This is a genomic window from Anoxybacillus ayderensis (genome assembly GCF_000833605.1).
Taxonomy (GTDB): domain Bacteria; phylum Bacillota; class Bacilli; order Bacillales; family Anoxybacillaceae; genus Anoxybacillus; species Anoxybacillus ayderensis.
In genome coordinates, this window is the sequence record NZ_JXTG01000001.1 from 64,068 (window position 1) to 88,595 (window position 24,528).

The window sequence follows — 24,528 nt, forward strand, 5'->3', positions numbered from 1 at the left end:
TTGTATCCGATTTTGCAGGAAAGTAAATGTCTTCTCTATGATTTATTATAAGAAGATCATCGACAAATTTTGCATAGGAAAATATGCCATTGTTTAACCGATTCGTTGACAATGTGACGCAATTCCGTTACGGTAGGTTTGTGAACTTTTACACGAGGAGCGAGAAACATGGAGAGAAAGATCGTTTTTTTCGATATTGATGGGACGTTGTTAGATCATGAGAAACAGTTGCCGGCATCGACATATGAAGCGATACACGAATTAAAAAAGCAAGGGGTATATGTGGCGATTGCGACGGGGAGAGCGCCATTTATGTTTGAATCGCTTCGAGAAAAGCTCGGTATCGAATCGTTTGTTAGCTTTAACGGACAATATGTCGTTTTTGAAAGAGAAGTGATTTACAATCAACCGCTTGATCGCGAACGGCTTCACGCATTAAAACAAATGGCGCACGACAATGAACATCCGCTTATTTTCATGGACGCTGACACGATGCGTGCGAGTGTAGCCGATCATCCGTACATTCACGAAAGCATGGGAAGTTTAAAATTTGCCCATCCACCACACGATGAAACGTATTACGAACGAAACGACATTTATCAAGCGCTTTTGTTTTGTAAGCCGGAAGAAGAACAGCCGTATGTCACAGCGTTTCCGACGTTTCATTTTGTGCGCTGGCATGCGGTATCTACAGATATTTTACCGTATGGCGGCTCTAAAGCAGAAGGAATTAAAAAAATGATCGCGCAGCTCGGCATTGCGCGCGAAAACGTATATGCGTTCGGCGACGGGTTAAACGATACGGAAATGTTGCGCTTTGTCGGCACAGGGGTAGCGATGGGGAACGGACATGAAGAAGCGAAAAAAGTAGCCGACTTCGTTACAAAACCGGTCGATGAAGATGGCATTTTATTCGGTTTACGTCAGCTAGGGCTGTTGAAATAAAAGGTGTCCGCGATGGACACCTTTTTTTTGCGCTTTTCTTAACGTTCAATCGGAATGGCTCCAGCTGGCACGTCGTACGGATGTTGTTTATTTATATGATCATAAAACATAATGCCGTTTAAATGGTCAATTTCATGTTGAAACACGATGGCAGGCAATCCTTTTAAACGTAGCTTCATGGTTTCGCCTTCAAGCGTCGTCCCGGTGACGGTAATGCGCATATAGCGAGGAACGTAGCCGGGGATCGGCTCGTCGACGGATAAACATCCTTCTCCGCTCGTTAAATAACACATTTCAACGGAATGGCTTACAATTTTCGGATTAAATAACGCATAGCTATGTAACGTTCCTTTTTCGTCCGTCACATGCACCGCAATCATGCGCTTTGAAACGTTAATTTGCGGCGCAGCTAATCCGATGCCCGGACGAAGTCCATACGTTTTCGCCAGCTCTGGATCTTGGCTCATTTTTACATATTCCAACAAGCTCGCTAAAATGCGGCGATCTTCTTCGGATGGGGGAAGCGGCACTTCTTCAGCTATTTTTCGTAACGTCGGATGACCGTCTTTAATAATATCTTTCATCGTAATCACGTTGTTTCACTCCCTACTCGCATTGTAAACCATTTTTATTATGAAGGATGGAATGAAAAAGTGCAATTGCGTGAGAAACATACATATCCACGTTGTAAAACAGAAATAATACAGATCGACAGAAAATAGTATAACAGATTCATAACACAGTTAAAATTTTCTAATTTTCATTTTTATATAGAACGTGGCAAGCAAACTGATTGACGAGCGTTGTCGAACGGTGTAAACTGAAAGATGTAAAAAAACAGTTGTATTAATCACACTTTCTTTTTTCATTAATACAGCTTTCAATACACAACGTGTGGTAAAAACAAACCGTTTTTGGGCAAATTAAAAGGTGCATCATTTTACGTTTTGAAAAGAAAGGATGAGGTGAACAAAATGGGTAAAAAACCCCTATTTGATGTGAAAAAGCAACTTGAAAAAGTCGCTGAGCAGTTCCCGACATTTCAAATTTTAAATGAAAAAGGCGAAGTCGTAAACGAAGCGGCGATGCCAAATTTAACAGATGAGCAATTGAAAGAATTAATGCGCCGCATGGTATACACGCGCGTGCTTGACCAACGTTGCATTTCATTAAACCGTCAAGGACGTCTCGGCTTCTATGCGCCAACAGCAGGACAAGAAGCGAGCCAATTAGCGAGCCATTTTGCGTTAGAAAAAGAAGATTTCATTTTACCGGGCTATCGTGACGTTCCACAAATGATTTGGCACGGTTTACCGCTTTACCAAGCATTTTTATTTTCACGCGGTCATTTCCATGGCAACCAAATTCCTGAAGGTGTCAACGTGTTGCCGCCACAAATTATTATCGGTGCCCAAATTATTCAAACAGCCGGCGTTGCGCTCGGTATGAAAAAACGTGGCAAAAAAGCGGTCGCAGTTACATATACAGGTGACGGCGGTGCATCGCAAGGGGACTTCTACGAAGGATTGAACTTTGCCGGGGCATTTAACGCGCCAGCGATCTTTATCGTTCAAAACAACCGTTTCGCGATTTCAACGCCAGTCGAAAAACAATCTGCCGCAAAAACAATCGCTCAAAAAGCGGTCGCTGCAGGTATTCCAGGCATTCAAGTTGACGGAATGGATCCGCTTGCGGTATATGTCGCGGTGCGTGACGCTCGCGAGCGCGCGATTAACGGCGAAGGTCCAACGTTAATTGAAACGCTTTGCTTCCGTTACGGTCCACATACGATGGCGGGAGACGACCCAACGCGCTATCGTTCAAAAGAGCTTGAAAACGAATGGGAGAAAAAAGATCCGCTCGTTCGCTTCCGCAAGTTTTTAGAAAATAAAGGATTATGGAGCGAAGAAGAAGAAAATCGCGTCATTGAACAAGCGAAAGAAGACATTAAAGAAGCGATTAAGAAAGCGGACGAAACACCAAAACAAAAAGTGACAGACTTAATGTCGATCATGTACGAAGAAATGCCAGCGTTCTTAAAAGAGCAATACGAAATTTATAAAGAAAAGGAGTCGAAGTAACCAATGGCGCAAATGACAATGATTCAAGCAATCACGGATGCGTTGCGCGTAGAAATGCGCAAAGACCCGAACGTTCTCGTGTTCGGTGAAGACGTCGGTGTAAACGGCGGGGTATTCCGCGCGACAGAAGGATTGCAAGCAGAGTTTGGCGAAGATCGCGTATTCGACACACCGCTTGCAGAATCAGGAATTGGCGGTTTAGCGATCGGTTTAGCATTACAAGGATTCCGTCCTGTGCCTGAAATTCAGTTTTTCGGATTCGTATACGAAGTGATGGACTCAATTTCTGGTCAAATGGCGCGCATGCGCTATCGTACTGGCGGGCGTTTCCATGCGCCAATTACTGTTCGTTCGCCATTCGGTGGTGGCGTACATACGCCAGAATTGCACGCAGATAGCTTAGAAGGGCTTGTCGCTCAACAACCGGGATTAAAAGTCGTCATCCCATCAACGCCATACGATGCGAAAGGATTATTAATTTCAGCGATTCGCGACAACGACCCTGTCATTTTCTTAGAGCATATGAAATTGTACCGCTCGTTCCGTCAAGAAGTGCCAGAAGGCGAATATACAATTCCGATCGGCAAGGCGGACATTAAACGTGAAGGAACAGACGTATCGGTCATCACATACGGTGCGATGGTACATGAATCGTTAAAAGCAGCATCGGAGCTTGAAAAAGAAGGCATCTCTGTTGAAGTCGTAGACTTGCGCACGGTTCAACCGTTAGATATTGAAACAATTATCGCATCGGTTGAAAAAACAGGCCGCGCAGTCGTTGTACAAGAAGCGCAAAAACAAGCAGGTATTGCGGCAAACGTTGTTGCAGAAATTAACGAACGTGCGATTCTTAGCCTTGAAGCGCCAGTATTGCGCGTAGCGGCACCTGATACAGTATATCCGTTCTCACAAGCAGAGCCAGTATGGTTACCGAACTTTAAAGATGTGATCGAAACAGTGAAAAAAGTCATGACGTTTTAATGGAGGGGAATGTCCCCTCCACATTTAAGAAATAGGAGGTTGAGATACATGGCATTTGAATTTAAATTACCGGACATCGGTGAAGGAATTCACGAAGGTGAAATTGTCAAATGGTTTGTAAAACCGGGCGATGAAGTAAACGAAGACGACGTACTTTGCGAAGTACAAAACGATAAAGCAGTTGTCGAAATTCCATCTCCAGTAAAAGGAAAAGTATTAGAAGTTTTAGTGAGCGAAGGAACAGTCGCAACCGTTGGTCAAACGTTAATTAAATTTGATGCGCCAGGATACGAAAACTTAAAGTTCAAAGGCGATCATGGCGATGAGCCAAAAGTAGAAGAAAAGAAAGAAGAAGTAAAACAAGAGCAAGCCGCGCCAGCACAGCCGAAAAAACGCGTCATCGCCATGCCATCTGTGCGCAAATATGCGCGTGAAAAAGGTGTCGACATTCGCCTCGTTCAAGGAACAGGAAAAAACGGTCGCGTGTTAAAACAAGATATTGATGCGTACTTAGCAGGCGGCACAGCGCCACAAACAGAAGCGAAAGCGCAAGCGGTAGAAGAAAAAGTTGAGCCAGCACAACAACAACAAAAAGCAGCACCAACAGCTCAACCAGTTGTATTAGAAGGCGAGTTCCCAGAAACACGCGAAAAAATGAGCGGCATTCGTCGCGCGATTGCAAAAGCGATGGTGAACTCGAAACATACAGCGCCGCACGTCACATTAATGGACGAAGTCGATGTGACAAAACTTGTTGCGCATCGTAAGAAATTTAAAGATGTGGCAGCGCAAAAAGGCATTAAGTTAACGTTCTTACCATATGTCGTTAAAGCGTTAACGTCTGCGCTTCGCGAATATCCAGCGCTTAACACATCCATTGACGATGCGACAGAAGAAATCGTTCATAAACATTACTACAACATCGGAATTGCGGCGGACACAGATAAAGGCTTGCTCGTTCCTGTTGTTAAACATGCGGACCGCAAATCAATTTTTGCGATCGCAAAAGAAATTAACGAACTCGCAACAAAAGCGCGTGAAGGTAAATTAATGCCAAACGAAATGAAAGGTGCCACATGCACAATTACAAACATCGGTTCCGCAGGCGGTCAATGGTTCACACCGGTCATTAACCATCCAGAAGTAGCGATTTTAGGCATCGGCCGCATTTCAGAAAAACCGATCGTGCGCGATGGTGAAATTGTCATCGCTCCAGTATTAGCGTTGTCGTTAAGCTTTGACCACCGTATGATCGACGGTGCAACAGCGCAAAACGCGTTAAATCACATGAAACGTTTATTAAACGATCCTGAATTATTATTAATGGAGGCGTAATGCGATGGTAGTAGGCGATTTCGCAATTGAAACAGAAACTCTCGTCGTCGGTGCAGGTCCTGGCGGTTACGTTGCAGCCATTCGTGCAGCGCAACTCGGTCAAAAAGTAACGATCGTTGAAAAAGGAAACCTCGGTGGAGTGTGCTTAAACGTCGGATGTATTCCATCCAAAGCGCTCATCTCTGCTGGTCACCGTTACGAAATTGCGACACATTCACAAGATATGGGTATTTTCGCAGAAAACGTAAAAGTTGACTTTGCGAAAGTGCAAGAGTGGAAAGCTGGTGTCGTGAAAAAATTAACGGGCGGTGTCGAAGGGTTATTGAAAGGAAATAAAGTTGAAATCGTGCGCGGAGAAGCGTATTTCGTGGACGAAAATACCGTTCGCGTCATGACAGAAAATAGCGCGCAAACGTACAAATTTAAAAACGCTATTATCGCAACAGGTTCTCGCCCAATCGAGTTGCCGACGTTTAAATTTTCGAAGCGCGTGCTTGATTCAACAGGTGCATTAAACTTATCTGACATTCCAAAATCGATGGTCGTCATCGGCGGCGGTTACATCGGTACAGAATTAGGAACAGCATACGCAAACTTTGGAACGAAAATTACGATTTTAGAAGGTGCGGATGAAATTTTATCTGGCTTTGAAAAGCAAATGAGCGCAGTCGTTCGTCGCCGCTTAAAGAAAAAAGGAGTAGACGTCTTTACAAACGCGCTTGCGAAAGGTGTCGAAGAGCGTGAAGACGGCGTAACGGTAACATTTGAAGTAAACGGCGAAACGAAAACGATTGACGCAGAATACGTGCTTGTCACAGTCGGTCGCCGTCCGAATACAGAAGAGATGGGACTTGAACAAATCGGCGTGAAAATGACAGAGCGCGGCTTAATTGAAATTGACAAACAATGCCGCACAAGCGTACCGAACATTTATGCGATCGGTGACGTCGTTGCAGGCCCACCGCTTGCGCATAAAGCATCATACGAAGGAAAAATTGCAGCTGAAGCGATCGCTGGTCATCCATCTGAAATTGACTACTTAGCCATTCCAGCTGTCGTCTTCTCTGACCCTGAATGCGCATCTGTCGGTTACTTTGAAAAACAAGCGATCGAAGAAGGAATTGACGTCATTACAGCGAAATTCCCGTTCGGCGCAAACGGCCGTGCCCTTGCGTTAAACGAAACAGACGGCTTCTTAAAGCTCGTCTTAACGAAAGACGATGGCGTCATTATCGGGGCGCAAATTGTCGGCCCGAACGCATCAGATATGATCGCCGAGCTCGGTTTAGCAATTGAAGCAGGCATGACAGCAGAAGACATTGCGATGACGATTCACGCGCATCCAACGCTTGGAGAAATTACAATGGAAGCAGCAGAAGTGGCGCTCGGCAGCCCAATTCATATTATTAACAAATAAAGAGGATGGCTTCGCCGTCCTCTTTTTCATGATTTTTTCAAGACGATCATATGATGTTCATAAGGGGTGTGTGAACATGTATATCGTCTTTTTACTTCAAATGATCATATGGAGTTTGTTTTCATTTATCGAATGGAGATCGGCGCACGATCATTTTATTTTCAAGGCGTTATTATTTGGCATATTCATATATATTGCTTTTTTGCTTGCGCTTCGGTTGCATTTAACGAAAAAGCGCGCATGTTGGACAACCTTATTGACGATTGCCGTCTATTTCGTTTGCCGCGAGCTTTTTTGGGTTTATCTTTTATAATAATACATGATGCGCCCGTTAAATAAATGCAGTTTTCCTGCCATTTGTTTGGCGAAAAATTTGCATAGTTCGTTCGCTTTTCCTTTATCGCCGTGCGTCGCTTGTTTTGGCAAGACGAACTGCACAGCACGGTCGTGCACGCAACATTCAATCATATGATAGCGATCATCTTTTCCGACTAACAAAATGCGGTCTTCTTTTGTGACGATATCATATGGAAAAGCGGATTGGGCATAGTCCCATGCGAGCTGTTCACCTGTTTTTTGCGCGATGTTTCGATATTGTTCAAGCAGTTGTTTGCATTGTTCTAACGTTACCGTCTCCCATGTTGATGCAGGGACAAGTTCAATGGTAGCTGTATGAGCCATTTTTTTCACCTCAAACGTTTTGAAATCACTTTCATTTTATCATGGATATATATGAAAAAACAAATAATTGCGAAAATATGAATAGTACGATATAATAAAGTTTAATACACAAGAAGGAGGGAACGATATGCACGTATTCGAAAAATTGTATGATGAGCATGAAAAAGTAAAAGTGAGGTTTGTCGGCTTTACGACAAAAGACGTCCGATACGACTTTGGCATCGTGTATACAAATATGTTTTTTGGTAAACCACTTGTCATCTGTATGCAAACAGGCCGCTCTGCTCTCCTCGACCCGAAAGACATCGAAGACCACGACTATTTACAACGAACGTTCCGCATTGACACGAAAGAACAAGCTGAAGATTTAGCGGAATTTTTCTCAGACATTTTACCATCGACACCTTATGCTGAACAATATGAGTAAGAGGCGTGAAATACGTCTCTTTTTTTGTTTAAATATGTCATACTAATTCCTATTGACAAAACAAATGTGACATATTATTATGAAATCAGTAAAACGTTTTCAAACATTCCAAAGGAAAAGGGGTTATCGGGGATGGGTACAATTGTATGCCAAACATGCAATGCGACAATCGATCATTTTGAGGACGAAAAAGTAACGGTATTGTACGGTCAATGTAGCGGTTGCGATTGTGAAGACGAGGAATAACATATAGAACGGAACAAACTTTGGGGGATGAGGAGATAATATAGAGAAGGGATCGGCATAGCCGGTCTCTTTTTGTTGACGAAAAAAGCGGAACTCGATGCGAGCCCCGCTTTTCTTATTTCTGATGCTCTTTAATAACGCGTAACGTTTGTAACGTGTCGTCTTCCGGACCTTGAACAGGCAAGCCGACTTCTATATTTTTGCGAATGTAGTTTAAATTTTCTTCCGTAATAATTTCACCCGGAATGAAAATGGGAATGCCAGGTGGATATACCATGACAAACTCAGCGATAATGCGCCCTGAAGATTCGTCAAACGGCACGACTTCCGTTTCCGAATAAAACGCATCGCGCGGCGTAAGCGCAAGGACAGGAATGTCTGGTAAAAGCACTTTCGGTTTTTTTCCGACTTCGGCTTGATGGCGAAATTCGTTTGATAAACGACGAAGCGCTTCGACTAATACGCCCGTCTCCCGTTCTGTATCGCCCGGTGTAATAATACATAAAATGTTGTATAAGTCGGACAACTCCACTTCAATGTTGTAATGTTCACGAAGCCATTTTTCCACTTCATAGCCCGTCAATCCGAGCTCTTTAACTGAAATGATAAGCTTCGTTGGGTCGTAGTCAAACGTCGCTTTTGTGCCGATAATTTCTTTTCCGACACAATATAAATAGTCGATGTCGTTAATTTGCTTGCGCGTTTCATTCGCGAGGCGAATCGCTTGTTCTGCTAGCTCATGTCCTTCTGTCGCAAGCCGTTTGCGCGCCACATCAAGCGAAGCAAGCAACAAGTAAGACGTCGATGTCGTCGTTAACATGCTTAAAATGGCCTGCACTCGTTTTGGCGACACAAGCCCTTCTTTCACGTTTAAAATCGAACTTTGCGTCATCGAACCGCCAAGTTTATGCACGCTCGTCGCCGACATATCTGCTCCTGCTTGCATCGCTGAAAGCGGCAAATCTTCATGAAAGTGAATGTGTACGCCATGCGCCTCATCGACAAGGACAGGGACGTTGTATGCGTGCGCAATGTCAACGATGCGTTTTAAATCGCCCGCAATGCCGAAATACGTCGGGTTAATGACGAGCACCCCTTTAGCGTCTGGATGTTGCTTTAACGCCGCTTCTACTGCTTCTGGTGTAATGCCGTGTGAAATACCAAGCTCTTTATCAATTTCAGGATGAACGAAAATCGGTGTCGCTCCCGAAAAGACAATCGCCGCCATGACCGATTTATGCACGTTTCGTGGGACGATAATTTTATCGCCAGGGCCTGCGACAGACATGACCATCGTCATAATGGCGCCGCTCGTTCCTTGCACGGAGAAAAACGTATAGTCCGCCCCGAACGCTTCCGCTGCTAACTGTTGGGCGCGTTTAATCATTCCTTTTGGCTGATGTAAATCATCAAGCGGACCGATATTAATTAAATCCATCGCTAACGCATTTTCTCCAATAAAGGAGCGAAACTGCTCGTCCATTCCTGCTCCTTTTTTATGACCAGGAATATGAAATTGAATCGGATTTTTCTTTATATGCTCTAACAGTCCGGTAAATAACGGTGTTTCATACTGTGACAATTTCGCTGTACACCTCTTTAACTTGGATTTACATAAAACAAAGTGAATTATAGCACTTCTTTATACGTTTGGAAAGATGATTTTTTTGCTTAAAAATCAAAACGATTGCATATTTCTTCATTTATTGTTTGTGAAGGACTTTTCTTTATGAGCGAAGAATGATAAAAAGTAAAGGGGGAATGATGTGTGAACTGGAACACGAGAGTAACCGAGCTGTTAGGCATTCGTTATCCGATCATTCAAGGTGGATTGGCGTATTTGGCGTATGCGGATTTAGCGGCGGCGGTATCGAATGCTGGGGGGCTAGGGCAAATTACGGCAATGTCGCTTGAGACGCCAGATGAGTTGCGAGAAGAAATTAAAAAAGTGCGCGAAAAAACGGACAAGCCGTTTGGAGTCAATTTTGCGATCGGACAACATGGACGCCCGTTTGCGCACATGCTCGATGTGGCAATTGAAGAAAACGTGCCGGTCATTTCGATGACGGGCGGAAATCCTGCGCCCATTTTTGAACAGTTAAAAGGAGTATCCGTGAAAAAGCTTGTGCTCGTGGCGGCAGTACGTCAAGCGGTGAAAGCGGAAGAGCTTGGGGCGGATGCGGTCATGGTTGTCGGTCAAGAAGGGGGCGGGCATCTCGGCAAACACGATATTGGGACGTTCGTATTAGTGCCGCGCGTCGTCGATTCCGTATCGATTCCTGTCATCGCTTCAGGGGGGATCGGAGATGGGCGCGGCTTGATGGCTGCGCTTGCGCTTGGAGCAGAAGGTATTGAAATGGGCACGCGCTTTATTGCGACAAAAGAATGCATTCATGCCCATCCCGTGTATAAACAAATGCTTGTGGAACGCACAGAAAGCGACACCGTCGTCATTAAACGTACGCTCGGTGCGCCTGCCCGCGCCTTGTTAAACGAATGGACGGAAAAAATTTTACAGTTTGAACAAGAAGGAAAAGGATACGAACAGTTAAAAGAGTACATTAGCGGAAAGGCGAACAAACGATTCATTTACGACGGTCGTACGGAAGAAGGATTTGCATGGGCGGGACAAGTGATCGGACTCATTCGTGACGTGCCGACAGTGAGTGAACTTTTTGCGCGCATGATTCAAGAGGCGGAACAAATTCGCGCACGTTGGGCAAACTAAAACAGACAGCGAAAAAGAAAGGTGAACATCATGAAATATGCATACCCGATTGATTACAGTTGGTCAACAGAAGAAATCATTGACGTCATTAAGTTTTACGAAGGCGTTGAACAAGCATACGAACGAGGCATTGAGCGAGAGCAGCTGATGAACTTATATCGTCGCTTTAAAGAAATTGTCCCAAGCAAAGCGGAAGAGCGAAAACTATGCGATGAATTTGAAAAAGTAAGCGGCTATTCACCGTACCAAACGATGAAAAAAGGAAAAGAGTTGTCCGCCGGAGATATTGTGAAAATGTAAAGTTGCATATCCCCTTTCCGTTACATAGTATGTAAAAAAGGAATTTTCAGAAAAAAGAATGTTTCAAACGGAAGGGGTGCACAATATGAAAAAAACAGCTGATGCATTTAAGAAAATGGACGGAGAACGACGAATAAAAGTATTAAAGCTTGAAGTCGATTACGAACTAGCCACCCTTTATGAAGCGATGTTAGAAAATAACGAAGCGAAAAAAAACGAATGCAAACGAAAATTAGAAAGACTACGCCAAGAACTTATTCGTCTGTCGAACTGAAAGGCGGCAAGCGCCGCCTTTTCTACATAAGTATATGCAGGAGGTCTTGTATGTGGAACGAAATTGATCAACATATGCAGCATTGGATTCGCGAAGCAGGGGAGCGCATACGCGATGCGTTTCAAACGAAACTAAAAATCGAAACGAAATCAAGCCCGTCCGACTTAGTGACAAACGTCGATCGGGAAATTGAGCAATTTTTTATTGAACGCATTCGCCAAACGTATCCGACGCATCGCATTTTAGGAGAAGAAGGATTTGGCGATACGCTTGAAGCGTTAGACGGCATCGTTTGGATCATTGACCCGATTGACGGAACGATGAATTTCGTTCATCAACAGCGTCATTTTGCGATTTCTGTCGGGGTGTTTCAAGACGGCGTCGGCATGCTTGGCTACATTTACGACGTCGCTTTTGATGAGCTATATTATGCCCAAAAAGGAAAAGGGGCGTTTGTAAACGGCACGCCGCTTCCCCCACTTGAAAAAACGTCGCTTGATTGTGCGATCATTTCACTAAACGCGACGTGGGTGACGGAAAATCGTCGCATCGACCCGAACGTTCTTGCCCCGCTTGTGAAAAAAGCGCGCGGCACTCGTTCATACGGCTCGGCTGCGTTAGAAATGGCATATATCGCTTCAGGCAAACTCGATGCGTATATCACGCTTCGTTTGTCGCCGTGGGATATTGCCGGCGGGATGGTTATCGTGCAAGAAGTAGGTGGGATGGTGACAAACTTGTACGGTGAGCCGCTCAATATGATTGAGAAAAGCTCCGTATTTGTCTCGAAGCCGGGGTTACATGAAGAAGTGCTTGCGATCATTCAGCGCTAACGAATCGTTAGCGCATTTTTTTCTTTCTTTTCAATGAAAATCCGACGCCCATGACGGCAAATAAAGCAACGACGGACGCGACGATCGCTGGAACATGTCGGTAAGCAATCGCAATGCCGATGCTAATCATCGCCGCCGTGGCAAGTAGTGCAATCATAAAAAAAAGCGGTTGAAATTTGTTCATTTTCTTCCTCCTCATCCTCTTTCCTTTTAGGTTACAACAAAACATTCCGCTTTTCTACTATGTTTATGCTATAATAGACGCGCAATGTTGAAAAATAGGAGTTGACATAAGTGAGAAACGATATTCGTAACATCGCGATTATTGCGCACGTTGACCACGGAAAAACGACGTTAGTCGACCAATTGCTTCGCCAATCTGGAACGTTTCGGGCGAACGAACAAGTGGAAGAACGCGCGCTTGATCGCAACGATTTAGAACGTGAACGAGGCATTACCATTTTAGCAAAAAATACAGCCATTCAATACAACGGCACGCGCATTAACATTTTAGATACGCCGGGCCACGCTGATTTTGGCGGGGAAGTGGAGCGCATTATGCGGCTTGTCGATGGCGTATTGCTCGTCGTCGATGCATATGAAGGATGCATGCCACAAACGCGCTTCGTCTTGAAAAAGGCGCTCGAGCAAAACTTAACGCCAATTGTCGTCGTCAATAAAATCGACCGTGAGTTTGCCCGTCCGCACGAAGTGGTCGATGAAGTGATCGATTTATTTATTGAGCTTGGCGCAACAGAAGATCAGCTTGAGTTTCCGGTCGTGTATGCTTCAGCGATTAACGGGACGGCAAGTTTAGATGCCGATAAACAAGATGATGATATGACAGCGCTATTTGAAACGATTATTGAACATATTCCTGCCCCGCCCGACAATAGCGATGAACCGCTGCAATTTCAAGTGGCGCTTCTCGATTATAACGACTACGTCGGTCGCATTGGGATTGGACGCATTTTCCGCGGGCGTATGCAAGTTGGACAACAAGTGGCGCTCATGAAGCTTGACGGCTCGGTGAAAACGTTTCGCGTGACAAAGCTGTTTGGCTTCCTCGGCTTAAAACGCATTGAAATTGAAGAAGCAAAAGCAGGCGATTTAGTTGCCGTTTCCGGTATGGAAGATATTAACGTTGGAGAAACGGTATGTCCGCTTGATGTGCAGGAACCGTTGCCGCCGCTTCGCATTGACGAACCGACGTTGCAAATGACGTTTCTCGTCAACAATAGCCCGTTTGCAGGACGGGAAGGAAAACATGTGACAGCGCGAAAAATTGAAGAGCGTCTTCGCTTACAGTTAGAAACAGACGTGTCGCTTCGCGTTGAGCCAACGGATTCGCCAGATGCATGGATCGTGTCAGGACGCGGAGAGCTTCATTTATCGATTTTAATTGAAAATATGCGCCGTGAAGGATTTGAGCTACAAGTATCCAAACCGGAAGTCATTATGAAAGAAATCGACGGCGTCATGTGCGAGCCTGTCGAGCGCGTGCAAATCGACATTCCTGAAGAATATACAGGAGCGATTATGGAGTCGCTTGGGGCGCGCAAAGGAGAAATGGTCGATATGATCAACAACGGAAACGGACAAGTCCGTCTTATTTTCCTCGTTCCTGCGCGCGGGTTAATTGGCTATCGGACAGAATTTATGTCGCTGACGCGCGGATACGGCATTTTAAACCATTCGTTCGACAGCTATCAACCAGCCATCCAAGGGCAAATTGGCGGCAGACATCAAGGTGTACTCATTTCGATGGAGACAGGAAAAGCGACTGCTTATGGCATTATGCAAGTCGAAGACCGCGGCGTCATTTTTATTGAACCGGGAACGGAAGTATATGAAGGGATGATCGTTGGCGAACATAGCCGCGACAACGATTTAGTCGTCAACGTATGCAAAATGAAACATGTGACAAATGTCCGCTCGTCAACGAAAGAACAAACGGTGACGATGAAAAAACCGCGCCTCATGACGTTAGAAGAAGCGCTCGAATATTTAAATGACGACGAATATTGCGAAGTGACGCCACAATCTATTCGCTTACGGAAAAAAATATTGGACAAAAACGAACGGGAAAAAATTGCGAAAAAGAAAAAACTTGCTGAGCAAAAGAAATAGGGGGAGTCGTCATGGATGTGATCGGTCGCCTGTCGTTTTTCGCTTCGCTATACAACGTGCATGAACAGCCGACGAAAGGGATGTGGCTGTTGTATGCGACGATTGTCGTCTTATCGATCATTGTGTATCGTCTTGGCTTTGCGCGCAAACTGCCGATGTTAAAAAACGTTATCATTTACTCGTTGCTTGTGCTCGGTTGTACTATTTTAACATTTTTCGCCGTCTTTTTACCTGTCGCAGAAGGATTGCTTGTTGCAGCGATCGTATTAATCATTTATAAATGGCGGCTTCGTCGTGAAGGAGAGAATACGGCATGAAACTACAAGATGCGGTGTACAATTGGTTGACGATTACGGTCGTTGCCCATGCGCGCCCAGATGATGCAGCAGCGCAAGAAACAGAACGATTTTTTGCCGATTTGTTGCGTGAAGATCATGCGGTTGAGCAAATCGCATATACAAAAGAAGACGACGTCTATACAGTTGCATTTACCGTAAACAACGAATCGCGCACGTTTCGCTTTCCAGCCGAGCTCGTCGAAACGATGCTCGATCAAATCAATCGCGAACCTGAAAAATATGTCAATTACGAATAAGCGCCCATGTTTTTTGCAGGGCGCTTTTTCATATGTTAACATTCTAACGTATGAAGGAAAAAAGATTTTTGTTGACGAATAAAGATGTCGAAAAAAGTATGCGAGGTGAATGTATGTCCATTGACCACGATCGTCTGTTTAAACAGTTGATTCAAACGTTTTTTGAGGAATTTATTGCTCTCTTTTTCCCGACAATGCACGAGCATATCGATTTTCGCCACGTCTCGTTTTTATCGGAGGAGCTGTTTACCGATGTGACGGCAGGGGAGAAGTACCGCGTCGATTTGCTTGTCGAAACGAAGCTGAAAGGGGAAGACGGGTTAGTGATTGTGCATATCGAAAATCAAAGCTATGTGCAACCATCATTTCCTGAACGAATGTTTATTTATTTTAGCCGCTTGTTAGAAAAGTACCGCAAACCCATCGTACCCATTGCTGTATTTAGCTACGATACGATCCGCAACGAACGATCTGCATTTACGCTCCAATTTCCGTTTGGCCACGTGCTTGACTTTCGCTTTTTCACTTTGGAACTTCGCAAACAAAACTGGCGAAATTACATTCGTCAAGACAATCCAATCGCTGCTGCACTGCTAAGCAAAATGGGATATACTGAAAGTGAACGGGTAGAACTGAAAAAACAATTTTTACGCATGCTTGTCCGAATGGAATTAGACGAAGCGAAACAACGATTACTGTTTGGCTTTTTTGAAACATATGTAAAACTATCAGACGAAGAAGAACAACAGTTGCGAAGAGAGGTGAGTGAGATGGAGACGAAAGAAAAAGAACAAGTGTTGGAACTCATTATTTCGTATGAACAAAGGGCGTTGGAGAGAGGGAGAGAGGAAGGAATGAAACAAGGGATGAAGCATATTGTACAAACGATGGCGCGAAAAGGGATGAGTATACAAAACATTGCGAGCATGACAGATCTTACGGAAGAAGAAGTGAAACAATTGCTGGAAAACAAATAAGTTGTTTGTTATGTCCCCTCCAATCGTGCAAGAGGGAGGGGACGATTACCATTCCGTTTCATGTTTGCTCGTGCGGAAAAAGCGAAACTTGCCGGTCGCTAGCCGCTCTTTCGTTTTTTGCGCAATGCGTTCATGGCACGTTTCACACATATATGTATGAATCGGGCGGTTGCGCAACCGTTTCGCAAGCAACGTTTCATCGTTTAACGTATCTATTTTTTCACAAAGAATGCATCGTACTCTCATCGTCTAACCTCGCATGTTTTTTTAAAAATTAGTATATCATATTGTTTGAAACTGTGTGAAAAAAAGGTATGATAAAAACAAGGAGGGATACATATGCCAAATGCGGTAGAACCGACATTAATTGAGCCGTTATTCCAAGCGCTACAAAAAGAACGATTTGTCGTCGTATGCACGATCGATCATGAAACAAGTGCACCAAATACAAGTGCGATTTCATGGGTGTACGCCCCGACGCCTGACCGATTGTATTTTGCCGTCGATCAACGTTCACGCATCGTCGCCAACGTGCAAGCTAATCCAGCGATTTCGATCGTCTTGATCGCCAACGAATCGACGTATTCCATTAGCGGAAAAGCGCATGTGAAAGTAGAAAAGCTAGAAAATGTTCCGCTAAAATTGGCTGCCATTCAAGTTGACATTGAAGAAGTGCGCGATGTCATGTTTTACGGTGCAAAAATTTCAGTCGAACCGAAATACGAAAAAACGTACGATGCGCAAGCTGCTGCCAAGCTCGATCAACAAGTGATGAGCGCATTAAAACAAGCATAAGCCGAGCGATACGCTCGGCTTATTTCATATGGTCGTTTGATTGCTTTTGTTGTTCGTTTTCTAACTGATTTTGCTCGTTTCGATTCAGCTGATCATCGTTTTGTCTTGTAGAGCGTGGATTTTTCGTTTGAATAAAATCGCTCGGAATTTCAGGCATAACCCGTCCGACAATGGCGGCGAGTTCATCCATAAATCCTTGAATCGGCTTTCCGTTTTCCACTTGTTTTTGAATCGCTTTCAGCCGCGCATTTAAATCCGCATCCGCAATGACAATTGCATTCGCCCCGTACGGATCTTTTTGCAAACTTTCTACAACGGAATATTTCACAGTCCCGACGCGCGACGGGTCAAGCTTGGCGTTCACATCGATGCCTACTAACGCATATTTCCCGACAACTAATACGGTCGCGTCGTTGACATTTGGGACGCTGCTAGCCAGATGCGCAAGATGGCGAGCAATTTGCTGACCGGATTTGTTCACGATTCGCTCATTTGTCGTATTTTTCACATGAACGAGCGAATCGCGATTATTCGGTTGCGCTTGTTGTCCGCAGGCGCTCATGAAAAGCAATATGAATACGATTATATATTTCAATTGTTCCACCCCTTTTCGTCTTTAACTTTATTTTGCAAAACTTCTTCTATCTTTATGCGTCCGTTCATATATATAAACAACAATCCCGTCCAACGACGGTCGTCAAGGGGGAAAAAGCGTGGGCAAAAAAATATACGTATTAGATACAAACGTGCTTTTACAAGATCCGTATTCTATTTTTTCCTTTCAAGATAACGAAGTCGTCATTCCGGCTGTCGTATTAGAAGAAGTCGACTCAAAAAAACGGTATATGGACGAAGTAGGAAGAAATGCGCGCCAAGTGTCTAAAATTATCGATAACTTAAGACAAAGCGGAAAACTGCATGAAAAAATTCCGCTCGAAAACGGCGGCGTGTTGCGCATTGAATTAAACCACCGCTCGTTTCAACAACTGCAAGAAATTTTCGTTGAAAAAACGAACGACAACCGCATTTTAGCTGTGGCGAAAAATTTATTGCTTGAAGAACAAACGAAAGAAGACGGTCGCCCCGTCATTTTAGTTAGCAAAGATGCGCTCGTGCGCGTGAAGGCAGATGCGATTGGGCTAGAGGCAGAAGATTTTTTAAGCGATCGCGTCGTTGAAATTGATCATATTTACACCGGCTTTTTAGATTTGTACATAAGTCCAGAGCATTTAGGGCGCTTTTATGAAAAAGGTGAATTAGTGCTTTCGGAAATTACGAACCATCCGTTTTATCCGAATCAATTTATCGTCATGAAAGATGCGCTTGGCGGCTCTTCATCGGCGCTTGGCATCGTCGATCATACAGGAAAAAAAGTGCGCAAACTCGTCTTTCATTACGATCATATTTGGGGCATTCGTCCGCGCAACGTTCAGCAAACGATGGCGTTTGAATTGTTGCTGCGCACAGATATCCCGCTTGTGACGCTCATCGGAAAAGCAGGGACAGGAAAGACGTTGCTTGCGTTAGCGGCAGGGTTAATGCAGACGGAAGATTTGCGGCTATATAAAAAATTGCTCGTCGCCCGTCCGATTGTGCCGGTCGGAAAAGATATCGGCTATTTGCCGGGCGAGAAGCAAGAAAAATTGCGGCCGTGGATGCAACCAATTTTTGATAATTTACACTTTTTATTTGATACGAAAAAGCCGGGTGAGCTCGATGCGATTTTATCAGGCATGAGTTCGATTGAAGTGGAGGCGCTCACGTACATACGTGGTCGAAGCATTCCAGAGCAGTTTATTATTATTGACGAGGCGCAAAACTTAACGAAACATGAAGTGAAAACGATTTTAACGCGCGTCGGGGAACGAAGCAAAATTGTGTTAATGGGTGACCCAGCCCAAATCGATCACCCATATTTAGACGAATATAATAACGGGCTCACATACGTCGTTGAAAAATTTAAAGAACAAAAAGTCGCTGGGCATGTCCGATTAATTAAAGGAGAGCGATCATCGCTTGCGCAACTTGCCGCCGACCTTTTATAAAGAAAAGAGGCGAAAAGCCTCTTTTCACTCGACGATAAATGCCCGCACGTGCGTGATCGGATTGTCGCGATTTGAGCCGTCTCCGAAATAAATATGGACAGGCCCGTCTTCTTTTAGCGGTTTGCCGTCTTTTGCAAAACATAATAACAGCTCATAAGCTTCGGCAAGCGAAATGGTCGTATCGCCGTTTTCTGTGACGATGATGAAACGCTTGGCATCGTCGTTCGGTTCCGCGTTGCACAAAAACGGGGCAAACGGCATACCGAACGTACCAGATAATATTTTTTCTTTTTCAAACTGTTTTTCTGTTTGCAATGTTGGAGGAGACACCGCTCCTTCTTGAATTTCGCGATCCCAATACGCTGAAATTTTTTGAATGTCGTCTATGTCTTCTCGTTGTTCTGTTTGCACATGACGTGTAAAATAAGTATGTACATCTACTTTGCGATCGTCAAAAATCCATACGCTCGGATCGAGTGTAATCGTAAATTTAACGTTCCCTTTGATGACGATGACCATGTTCATTCCCCCTATCTGCCTTTCATTATATGATGAAAGCGCTTGTTTGTAAAATTGTTCGTCAAGACACGATGCTTGCATTTTTTTCGTATTCACGATAAGATGAAGAAACAGGAACGTACGGAACGGAGGGGTCAACGTGACGCCTGAAGTGGCGATAAATTTTCGAGAAAGAGCCTATTCGTTGTTGCAAGCGGATGCGGAAAAAATTGTGAAGCTGATCCAAGTGCAAATGGATCATTTAACGATGCCGCAATGCCCGCTATATGAAGAAGTGTTAGATACGCAAATGTTCGGTTTATCCCGTGAAATTGATTTTGCCGTCCGTTTAGGGCTTGTCGATGAAAAAGACGGCAAGGCGATTTTAGACCGACTAGAACGCGAACTTTCGGCATTGCATGAAGCGTGCACGAAAAAGAAGAAAAAATGACAAAAACTCAAACGAATTTCGTTTGGGTTTTTTCTGTTTTATAGTAAAATGCAAATAAGAAAGTGAAAAGGATGATGGAGCCGATGCGCTTGAAGACGTTCGTCAAATATCATGATTATCCATTAATCATCGCTGTCCTTTTATTATCGTTGTTCGGGCTTGTGATGGTATATAGCGCGAGCATGATTACAGCCGTTACTCGTTTTCATACGACGAGCGATTATTTTTTCCAAAAACAAAAATGGGCATGGATGATCGGTACAGTTGTTTTTGCATTTACGGCATTTGTTCCGTATAAACATTATGCGCGCAAAAAGTTTTTACAATTCGTTTTTTTCGCCATGCCTATGCCGCTCATTTACGTCCTTTTGTTTGGACATACCGTAAACAATGCGACAAGCTGGATTAAAGTCGGTCCGATTAACATTCAGCCAGCGGAGTTTGCGAAAATCGGCTTAATCGTATATTTAAGCGGAGTATTAGCAAACAAGCAAAAAAAATTACAAACATCGCCGCAAGACGTGCTGTTCCCAATCTACTATATGTTGTTTATTTGCTTATTAATTTTTCTTCAACCAGACGTCGGGACGATGTTAATTATCGGATTGATTTGTGCGGTCATCATCCTTTCTTCTGCCGCAAGCAAACGGTTATTGATGAAACAGTTGTTTCTGTTTGCTTTGATTTTCGGAGTTGTCGCGGCGATTTCCGGTCCGTTTATATACGATCGAGTATTTACGAAAGAGCGTTTATCGCGCATTGACGGTTTTTTGCATCCGTTTGAGCATGCGAAAGATGAAGGATACCAGCTCATTAACTCGTACATTGCGATCGGAAACGGGGGATTAAAAGGGCTCGGACTTGGACAAAGCATTCAAAAATACGGTTATTTGCCAGAAGCGCATACCGACTTTATTATGGCGGTCATCGCTGAAGAGCTCGGGCTATTTGGCGTTTCGTTCGTTCTCCTTTTGTTGTCGTTTATCGTCTTGCGCGGCTTTTTGATCGCAAGAAGGTGCCAAGATGCGTTCGGCAGTTTATTAGCGATCGGCATTTCAACGATGATCGGCATTCAATCGTTCGTCAATCTCGGTGGAATATCAGGACTCATCCCGCTAACAGGGGTCACATTGCCGTTTGTCAGCTACGGTGGTTCATCGCTCGTTTTACTTATGATGTGTGCCGGAGTGCTGACAAACATCGCAGCGGTAACAAATTACGAACAAAAACATAAAACAGAAAAACAAAGTAATATTCAAAAAAATCATATTTCTTTTTCGTAGGACTATTTACAAATACAGAAAATTCGTTATAGTTTTTATATGAAGGATAGGGGGAGGATGCATATGAGGCGTATTCAAAAAGTACTTGTCGCAAACCGTGGAGAAATTGCGATTCGCGTGTTCCGCGCCTGCAACGAACTAGGGATTCGCACCGTTGCCATTTATTCGCGCGAAGATGCAGGATCGTATCATCGCTACAAAGCGGATGAAGCATATTTAGTTGGAGAAGGAAAAAAACCGATTGAAGCATATTTAGACATTGAAGGCATTATCGAGATTGCGAAAATGCATGATGTCGATGCGATTCATCCGGGCTACGGCTTTTTATCGGAAAACATCGAATTTGCGAAACGATGTGAAGAAGAAGGCATTATTTTCATCGGACCGAAACAAGCGCATTTAGATATGTTTGGCGATAAAGTGAAAGCGCGCCACCAAGCGAAACGAGCGGGCATTCCGGTCATTCCGGGAAGCGACGGGCCTGTGCAAAGCTTGGAGGACGTCGTGCGCTTCGGCGAGACATACGGTTATCCGATGATCATTAAAGCGGCATTAGGCGGCGGGGGACGCGGAATGCGCATCGTTCGCTCGCAAGCGGAAGTGAAAGAAGCGTATGAGCGCGCGAAATCGGAAGCGAAAGCGGCATTTGGCAGCGATGAAGTATATGTCGAAAAATTAATCGAAAAACCAAAACATATTGAAGTGCAAATTTTAGGTGACGAATACGGCAACATCGTCCATTTATATGACCGAGATTGCTCGGTGCAGCGCCGCCATCAAAAAGTTGTCGAAGTGGCGCCAAGCGTATCGCTTTCAAAAGCGCTCCGCGAAGACATTTGCCAAGCGGCAGTGAAATTGATGAAAAACGTGCAATACGTGAACGCAGGAACGGTTGAGTTTCTCGTTTCTGGCGATGCGTTTTACTTCATCGAAGTGAACCCGCGCATTCAAGTCGAACATACGATTACAGAAATGATTACTGGCATTGATATCGTCCAATCGCAAATTTTAATTGCGGAAGGACATGCGCTACATAGCGAAAAAGTCGGCATTCCGAAACAAGAAGACATTCGCGTTCACGGATATGCGATTCAATCGCGCGTGACGACAGAAGATCCGCTAAACAACTTTATGCCAGATACAGGGAAAATTATGGCGTATCGTTCAGGCGGTGGCTTCGGCGTTCGTTTAGATGCAGGCAATAGCTTTCAAGGCGCCGTCATTACGCCGTACTACGATTCGTTGTTAGTAAAAGTGACGACGTGGGCGTTAACGTTTGAACAAGCGGCAGCGAAAATGTTGCGCAACTTGCGCGAGTTTCGTATTCGCGGCATTAAAACGAACATTCCGTTTTTAGAAAACGTCGTGCAACATCCGAAGTTTTTAACAGGCGAATACGATACGTCGTTTATTGATACGACGCCAGAGCTATTTGTGTTTCCGAAACGGAAAGACCGCGGGACGAAAATGTTATCGTATATCGGAACGGTTACTGTGAACGGTTTTCCGGGCATCGGGAAAAAGAAAAAGCCGGTATTTGACCCGCCGCGCATTCCGAAAGTGAATCATATTGAACCGATGCCAAAAGGGACGAAACAAATTTTAGATGAACGGGGGGCAGACGGACTCGTTCAATGGATAAAACAACAAAACCGCGTGTTGTTGACAGATACGACGTTTCGTGACGCCCATCAATCGCTTTTAGCGACACGCGTGCGCACAAACGACTTATTGCGCATTGCTGAGCCGACCGCGCGTTTATGGCCGCAACTATTTTCGATGGAAATGTGGGGCGGAGCGACGTTTGACGTAGCCTATCGCTTCTTAAAAGAAGATCCGTGGGATCGTTTAATTCAATTGCGAAAAAAAATTCCGAACGTTTTGTTTCAAATGTTGCTTCGTGCGTCGAATGCGGTCGGATATAAAAACTATCCAGATAACGTCATTCGGGAGTTTGTTGCGCAATCGGCGGAAGCAGGCATTGACGTATTCCGCATTTTCGATAGTTTAAACTGGGTAAAAGGAATGACGGTCGCCATTGATGCGGTACGTCAAACAGGAAAAGTGGCGGAAGCAACGATTTGTTATACGGGCGATATTTTCGACCCAACGCGCACAAAATACAATCTCAATTACTATAAACAGTTAGCAAAAGAGCTCGAGCAAACCGGTGCACACATTTTAGCGATTAAAGATATGGCGGGACTATTAAAGCCACAAGCGGCTTATACGTTTATTTCCGCTTTAAAAGAAGTCGTCGACATTCCGATTCATTTGCATACGCACGATACGAGCGGAAACGGCATTTATACGTACGCCAAAGCGATTGAAGCAGGAGTCGATATTGTTGACGTAGCGGTAAGCTCGATGGCCGGTTTAACGTCGCAACCGAGCGCAAACACGCTTTATTATGCGCTTGAAGGAACGGAACGTGCACCGGAAGTCGATATCGCATCGCTTGAAAAATTGTCGCGTTATTGGGAAGATGTGCGCAAATATTACGCCGACTTTGAAAGCGGCATGAACGCCCCGCATACGGAAATATATATGCACGAAATGCCGGGCGGACAATATAGCAATCTTCAACAACAAGCGAAAGCGGTCGGCTTAGGAGATCGTTGGGATGAAGTAAAAGAAATGTATCGTCGCGTCAACGATTTATTTGGCGACATCGTCAAAGTGACGCCATCATCGAAAGTCGTTGGCGATATGGCGCTATATATGGTGCAAAACAACTTAACCGAACAAGACATTTACGAGCGCGGTGAAACGCTTGATTTCCCAGATTCCGTCGTTGAACTGTTTGAAGGCTACCTCGGTCAGCCGCATGGCGGATTCCCAGAAACGTTGCAGCGCATCATTTTAAAAGGGCGTGAACCAATTACCGTTCGTCCGGGCGAACTGTTAGAGCCAGTCGACTTTGAGAAGTTGCGCGAAGAGTTATATCATATCGTCCAGCGTGAAGTGACCGACTATGATGTGTTAGCTTATGCGCTATATCCGAAAGTGTTTGTCGAATATGCTCGTACGGTCGAACAGTTCGGTGATTTATCTGTACTTGATACACCAACGTTTTTATACGGCATGCGTCTCGGTGAAGAAATTGAAATTGAAATCGAAAAAGGAAAAACGTTAATCGTCAAGCTCGTCTCGATCGGTCAGCCACAAGCGGACGGAACGAGAGTCGTATACTTTGAACTAAACGGTCAACCGCGTGAAATCGTCGTGAAAGACGAAAGCATTAAAACAACTGTCGTGGCGCGTGTGAAAGCGGATCGCAACAATCCGAACCATATTGCTGCGACGATGCCAGGGACAGTTGTCAAAGTGCTCGTTGAAAAAGGGGAAAAAGTGAAAAAAGGTGACCATTTAATGATTACCGAAGCGATGAAAATGGAAACGACCGTGCAAGCACCGTTTTCTGGTATTGTGAAAGACATTTACGTCAAAGGCGGCGACGCTATCCAAACGGGCGATTTATTGCTTGAATTAGCCGAAAAATAAAA

28 protein-coding genes are annotated in these 24,528 nt (G+C 44.5%); 21 read left to right on the plus strand and 7 right to left on the minus strand.

Going from position 1 to position 24,528, the window contains the following annotated elements:
• Positions 1-168: 168 nt before the first annotated feature.
• The gene (locus JV16_RS00320) at positions 169-945 is read left to right on the plus strand and encodes a Cof-type HAD-IIB family hydrolase (protein WP_042533737.1); all 777 of its coding nucleotides are present in this window, start codon (positions 169-171) and stop codon (positions 943-945) included.
• Between the two features lie 38 nt (positions 946-983).
• On the opposite strand, the gene def is transcribed toward JV16_RS00320, so the two are convergent.
• Complete coding sequence (gene def, locus JV16_RS00325; protein WP_042533739.1) at positions 984-1,538, minus strand: peptide deformylase; 555 nt, start codon at positions 1,536-1,538, stop codon at positions 984-986.
• Positions 1,539-1,919: 381 nt separating this feature from the next.
• Between def and pdhA the strand changes: the two genes are divergently transcribed.
• The 5 genes from pdhA (at position 1,920) to JV16_RS00350 (ending at position 7,072) form a co-directional block, all read left to right on the plus strand.
• The gene (gene pdhA, locus JV16_RS00330; RefSeq protein ID WP_021094459.1) at positions 1,920-3,026 is read left to right on the plus strand and encodes a pyruvate dehydrogenase (acetyl-transferring) E1 component subunit alpha; all 1,107 of its coding nucleotides are present in this window, start codon (positions 1,920-1,922) and stop codon (positions 3,024-3,026) included.
• Between the two features lie 3 nt (positions 3,027-3,029).
• The gene (locus tag JV16_RS00335) at positions 3,030-4,007 is read left to right on the plus strand and encodes an alpha-ketoacid dehydrogenase subunit beta (RefSeq protein WP_042533741.1); all 978 of its coding nucleotides are present in this window, start codon (positions 3,030-3,032) and stop codon (positions 4,005-4,007) included.
• Positions 4,008-4,055: 48 nt separating this feature from the next.
• Positions 4,056-5,342 carry a dihydrolipoamide acetyltransferase family protein gene (locus JV16_RS00340; protein ID WP_042533743.1) on the plus strand — a complete coding sequence of 429 codons (1,287 nt, stop codon included), beginning with the start codon at positions 4,056-4,058 and terminating at the stop codon, positions 5,340-5,342.
• 4 nt (positions 5,343-5,346) lie between these two features.
• The gene (lpdA, locus tag JV16_RS00345; protein ID WP_042533745.1) at positions 5,347-6,759 is read left to right on the plus strand and encodes a dihydrolipoyl dehydrogenase; all 1,413 of its coding nucleotides are present in this window, start codon (positions 5,347-5,349) and stop codon (positions 6,757-6,759) included.
• Between the two features lie 76 nt (positions 6,760-6,835).
• Positions 6,836-7,072: a hypothetical protein gene (locus tag JV16_RS00350; RefSeq protein WP_042533747.1), complete on the plus strand. Its 237-nt coding sequence runs from the start codon at positions 6,836-6,838 to the stop codon at positions 7,070-7,072.
• On the opposite strand, the gene JV16_RS00355 is transcribed toward JV16_RS00350, so the two are convergent.
• Positions 7,060-7,440 (minus strand): DUF1885 family protein, encoded by a 381-nt coding sequence (locus JV16_RS00355; RefSeq protein ID WP_021094456.1) that lies wholly within the window; start codon positions 7,438-7,440, stop codon positions 7,060-7,062. The genes JV16_RS00350 and JV16_RS00355 overlap by 13 nt on opposite strands.
• Before the next feature lie 127 nt (positions 7,441-7,567).
• Between JV16_RS00355 and JV16_RS00360 the strand changes: the two genes are divergently transcribed.
• Both JV16_RS00360 and JV16_RS00365 read left to right on the plus strand, forming a co-directional pair.
• Positions 7,568-7,867: a DUF3055 domain-containing protein gene (locus JV16_RS00360; RefSeq protein WP_021094455.1), complete on the plus strand. Its 300-nt coding sequence runs from the start codon at positions 7,568-7,570 to the stop codon at positions 7,865-7,867.
• A gap of 132 nt (positions 7,868-7,999) precedes the next feature.
• Positions 8,000-8,113 carry a GapA-binding peptide SR1P gene (locus JV16_RS00365; RefSeq protein WP_019417972.1) on the plus strand — a complete coding sequence of 38 codons (114 nt, stop codon included), beginning with the start codon at positions 8,000-8,002 and terminating at the stop codon, positions 8,111-8,113.
• 115 nt (positions 8,114-8,228) lie between these two features.
• Here the strand turns inward: JV16_RS00365 and JV16_RS00370 are convergent, their stop codons facing one another.
• Positions 8,229-9,695, minus strand: a complete 1,467-nt coding sequence (locus tag JV16_RS00370) for an aminotransferase class I/II-fold pyridoxal phosphate-dependent enzyme (RefSeq protein ID WP_042533750.1) — start codon at positions 9,693-9,695, stop codon at positions 8,229-8,231.
• A 186-nt stretch (positions 9,696-9,881) separates the two neighbouring features.
• Here JV16_RS00370 and JV16_RS00375 point away from each other — a divergent pair, with 186 nt between their 5' ends.
• From JV16_RS00375 to JV16_RS00390, 4 genes are all read left to right on the plus strand, one after another.
• Entirely contained in the window at positions 9,882-10,841 is a 960-nt protein-coding gene (locus tag JV16_RS00375; RefSeq protein WP_042533754.1) for an NAD(P)H-dependent flavin oxidoreductase, read from the plus strand.
• Positions 10,842-10,871: 30 nt separating this feature from the next.
• A complete protein-coding gene (locus JV16_RS00380) occupies positions 10,872-11,141 on the plus strand; it encodes a UPF0223 family protein (protein WP_042533757.1) in 270 nt (89 codons plus the stop codon).
• An 85-nt stretch (positions 11,142-11,226) separates the two neighbouring features.
• On the plus strand, positions 11,227-11,415 hold the full coding sequence (locus JV16_RS00385; protein ID WP_042533759.1) for a hypothetical protein: 189 nt from the start codon (positions 11,227-11,229) through the stop codon (positions 11,413-11,415).
• 50 nt (positions 11,416-11,465) lie between these two features.
• Positions 11,466-12,248 (plus strand): inositol monophosphatase family protein, encoded by a 783-nt coding sequence (locus JV16_RS00390; protein ID WP_042533761.1) that lies wholly within the window; start codon positions 11,466-11,468, stop codon positions 12,246-12,248.
• Positions 12,249-12,255: 7 nt separating this feature from the next.
• On the opposite strand, the gene JV16_RS15655 is transcribed toward JV16_RS00390, so the two are convergent.
• Positions 12,256-12,432 carry a DUF5325 family protein gene (locus JV16_RS15655; RefSeq protein ID WP_160289320.1) on the minus strand — a complete coding sequence of 59 codons (177 nt, stop codon included), beginning with the start codon at positions 12,430-12,432 and terminating at the stop codon, positions 12,256-12,258.
• A gap of 110 nt (positions 12,433-12,542) precedes the next feature.
• On the opposite strand from JV16_RS15655, the gene typA reads away from it, so the two are divergent.
• From typA to JV16_RS00410, 4 genes are all read left to right on the plus strand, one after another.
• On the plus strand, positions 12,543-14,378 hold the full coding sequence (typA, locus tag JV16_RS00395) for a translational GTPase TypA (RefSeq protein ID WP_042533763.1): 1,836 nt from the start codon (positions 12,543-12,545) through the stop codon (positions 14,376-14,378).
• Positions 14,379-14,389: 11 nt separating this feature from the next.
• Positions 14,390-14,695, plus strand: a complete 306-nt coding sequence (locus JV16_RS00400; RefSeq protein ID WP_042533765.1) for a YlaH-like family protein — start codon at positions 14,390-14,392, stop codon at positions 14,693-14,695.
• Positions 14,692-14,973 (plus strand): hypothetical protein, encoded by a 282-nt coding sequence (locus JV16_RS00405; RefSeq protein WP_042533767.1) that lies wholly within the window; start codon positions 14,692-14,694, stop codon positions 14,971-14,973. The genes JV16_RS00400 and JV16_RS00405 overlap by 4 nt, the downstream gene beginning before the upstream one ends.
• Before the next feature lie 113 nt (positions 14,974-15,086).
• Positions 15,087-15,950, plus strand: a complete 864-nt coding sequence (locus JV16_RS00410; RefSeq protein ID WP_042534012.1) for an Rpn family recombination-promoting nuclease/putative transposase — start codon at positions 15,087-15,089, stop codon at positions 15,948-15,950.
• Positions 15,951-15,995: 45 nt separating this feature from the next.
• Here JV16_RS00410 and JV16_RS00415 read toward each other — a convergent pair whose 3' ends face one another.
• Positions 15,996-16,196: a YlaI family protein gene (locus JV16_RS00415; RefSeq protein WP_004891284.1), complete on the minus strand. Its 201-nt coding sequence runs from the start codon at positions 16,194-16,196 to the stop codon at positions 15,996-15,998.
• A 93-nt stretch (positions 16,197-16,289) separates the two neighbouring features.
• Between JV16_RS00415 and JV16_RS00420 the strand changes: the two genes are divergently transcribed.
• A complete protein-coding gene (locus tag JV16_RS00420) occupies positions 16,290-16,745 on the plus strand; it encodes a pyridoxamine 5'-phosphate oxidase family protein (protein WP_042533769.1) in 456 nt (151 codons plus the stop codon).
• A 19-nt stretch (positions 16,746-16,764) separates the two neighbouring features.
• Here the strand turns inward: JV16_RS00420 and JV16_RS00425 are convergent, their stop codons facing one another.
• A complete protein-coding gene (locus JV16_RS00425; RefSeq protein WP_035063058.1) occupies positions 16,765-17,349 on the minus strand; it encodes a YhcN/YlaJ family sporulation lipoprotein in 585 nt (194 codons plus the stop codon).
• 109 nt (positions 17,350-17,458) lie between these two features.
• On the opposite strand from JV16_RS00425, the gene JV16_RS00430 reads away from it, so the two are divergent.
• Positions 17,459-18,790 carry a PhoH family protein gene (locus tag JV16_RS00430; protein ID WP_042533771.1) on the plus strand — a complete coding sequence of 444 codons (1,332 nt, stop codon included), beginning with the start codon at positions 17,459-17,461 and terminating at the stop codon, positions 18,788-18,790.
• Positions 18,791-18,814: 24 nt separating this feature from the next.
• Here the strand turns inward: JV16_RS00430 and JV16_RS00435 are convergent, their stop codons facing one another.
• The gene (locus tag JV16_RS00435) at positions 18,815-19,309 is read right to left on the minus strand and encodes a hypothetical protein (RefSeq protein ID WP_021094439.1); all 495 of its coding nucleotides are present in this window, start codon (positions 19,307-19,309) and stop codon (positions 18,815-18,817) included.
• Between the two features lie 139 nt (positions 19,310-19,448).
• On the opposite strand from JV16_RS00435, the gene JV16_RS00440 reads away from it, so the two are divergent.
• The 3 genes from JV16_RS00440 (at position 19,449) to pyc (ending at position 24,526) form a co-directional block, all read left to right on the plus strand.
• Positions 19,449-19,739 carry an Fpa/YlaN family protein gene (locus tag JV16_RS00440; RefSeq protein ID WP_004891276.1) on the plus strand — a complete coding sequence of 97 codons (291 nt, stop codon included), beginning with the start codon at positions 19,449-19,451 and terminating at the stop codon, positions 19,737-19,739.
• Between the two features lie 74 nt (positions 19,740-19,813).
• The gene (ftsW, locus tag JV16_RS00445; protein ID WP_042534014.1) at positions 19,814-21,022 is read left to right on the plus strand and encodes a putative lipid II flippase FtsW; all 1,209 of its coding nucleotides are present in this window, start codon (positions 19,814-19,816) and stop codon (positions 21,020-21,022) included.
• A 57-nt stretch (positions 21,023-21,079) separates the two neighbouring features.
• Entirely contained in the window at positions 21,080-24,526 is a 3,447-nt protein-coding gene (pyc, locus tag JV16_RS00450; RefSeq protein ID WP_035063053.1) for a pyruvate carboxylase, read from the plus strand.
• Positions 24,527-24,528: the final 2 nt, after the last annotated feature.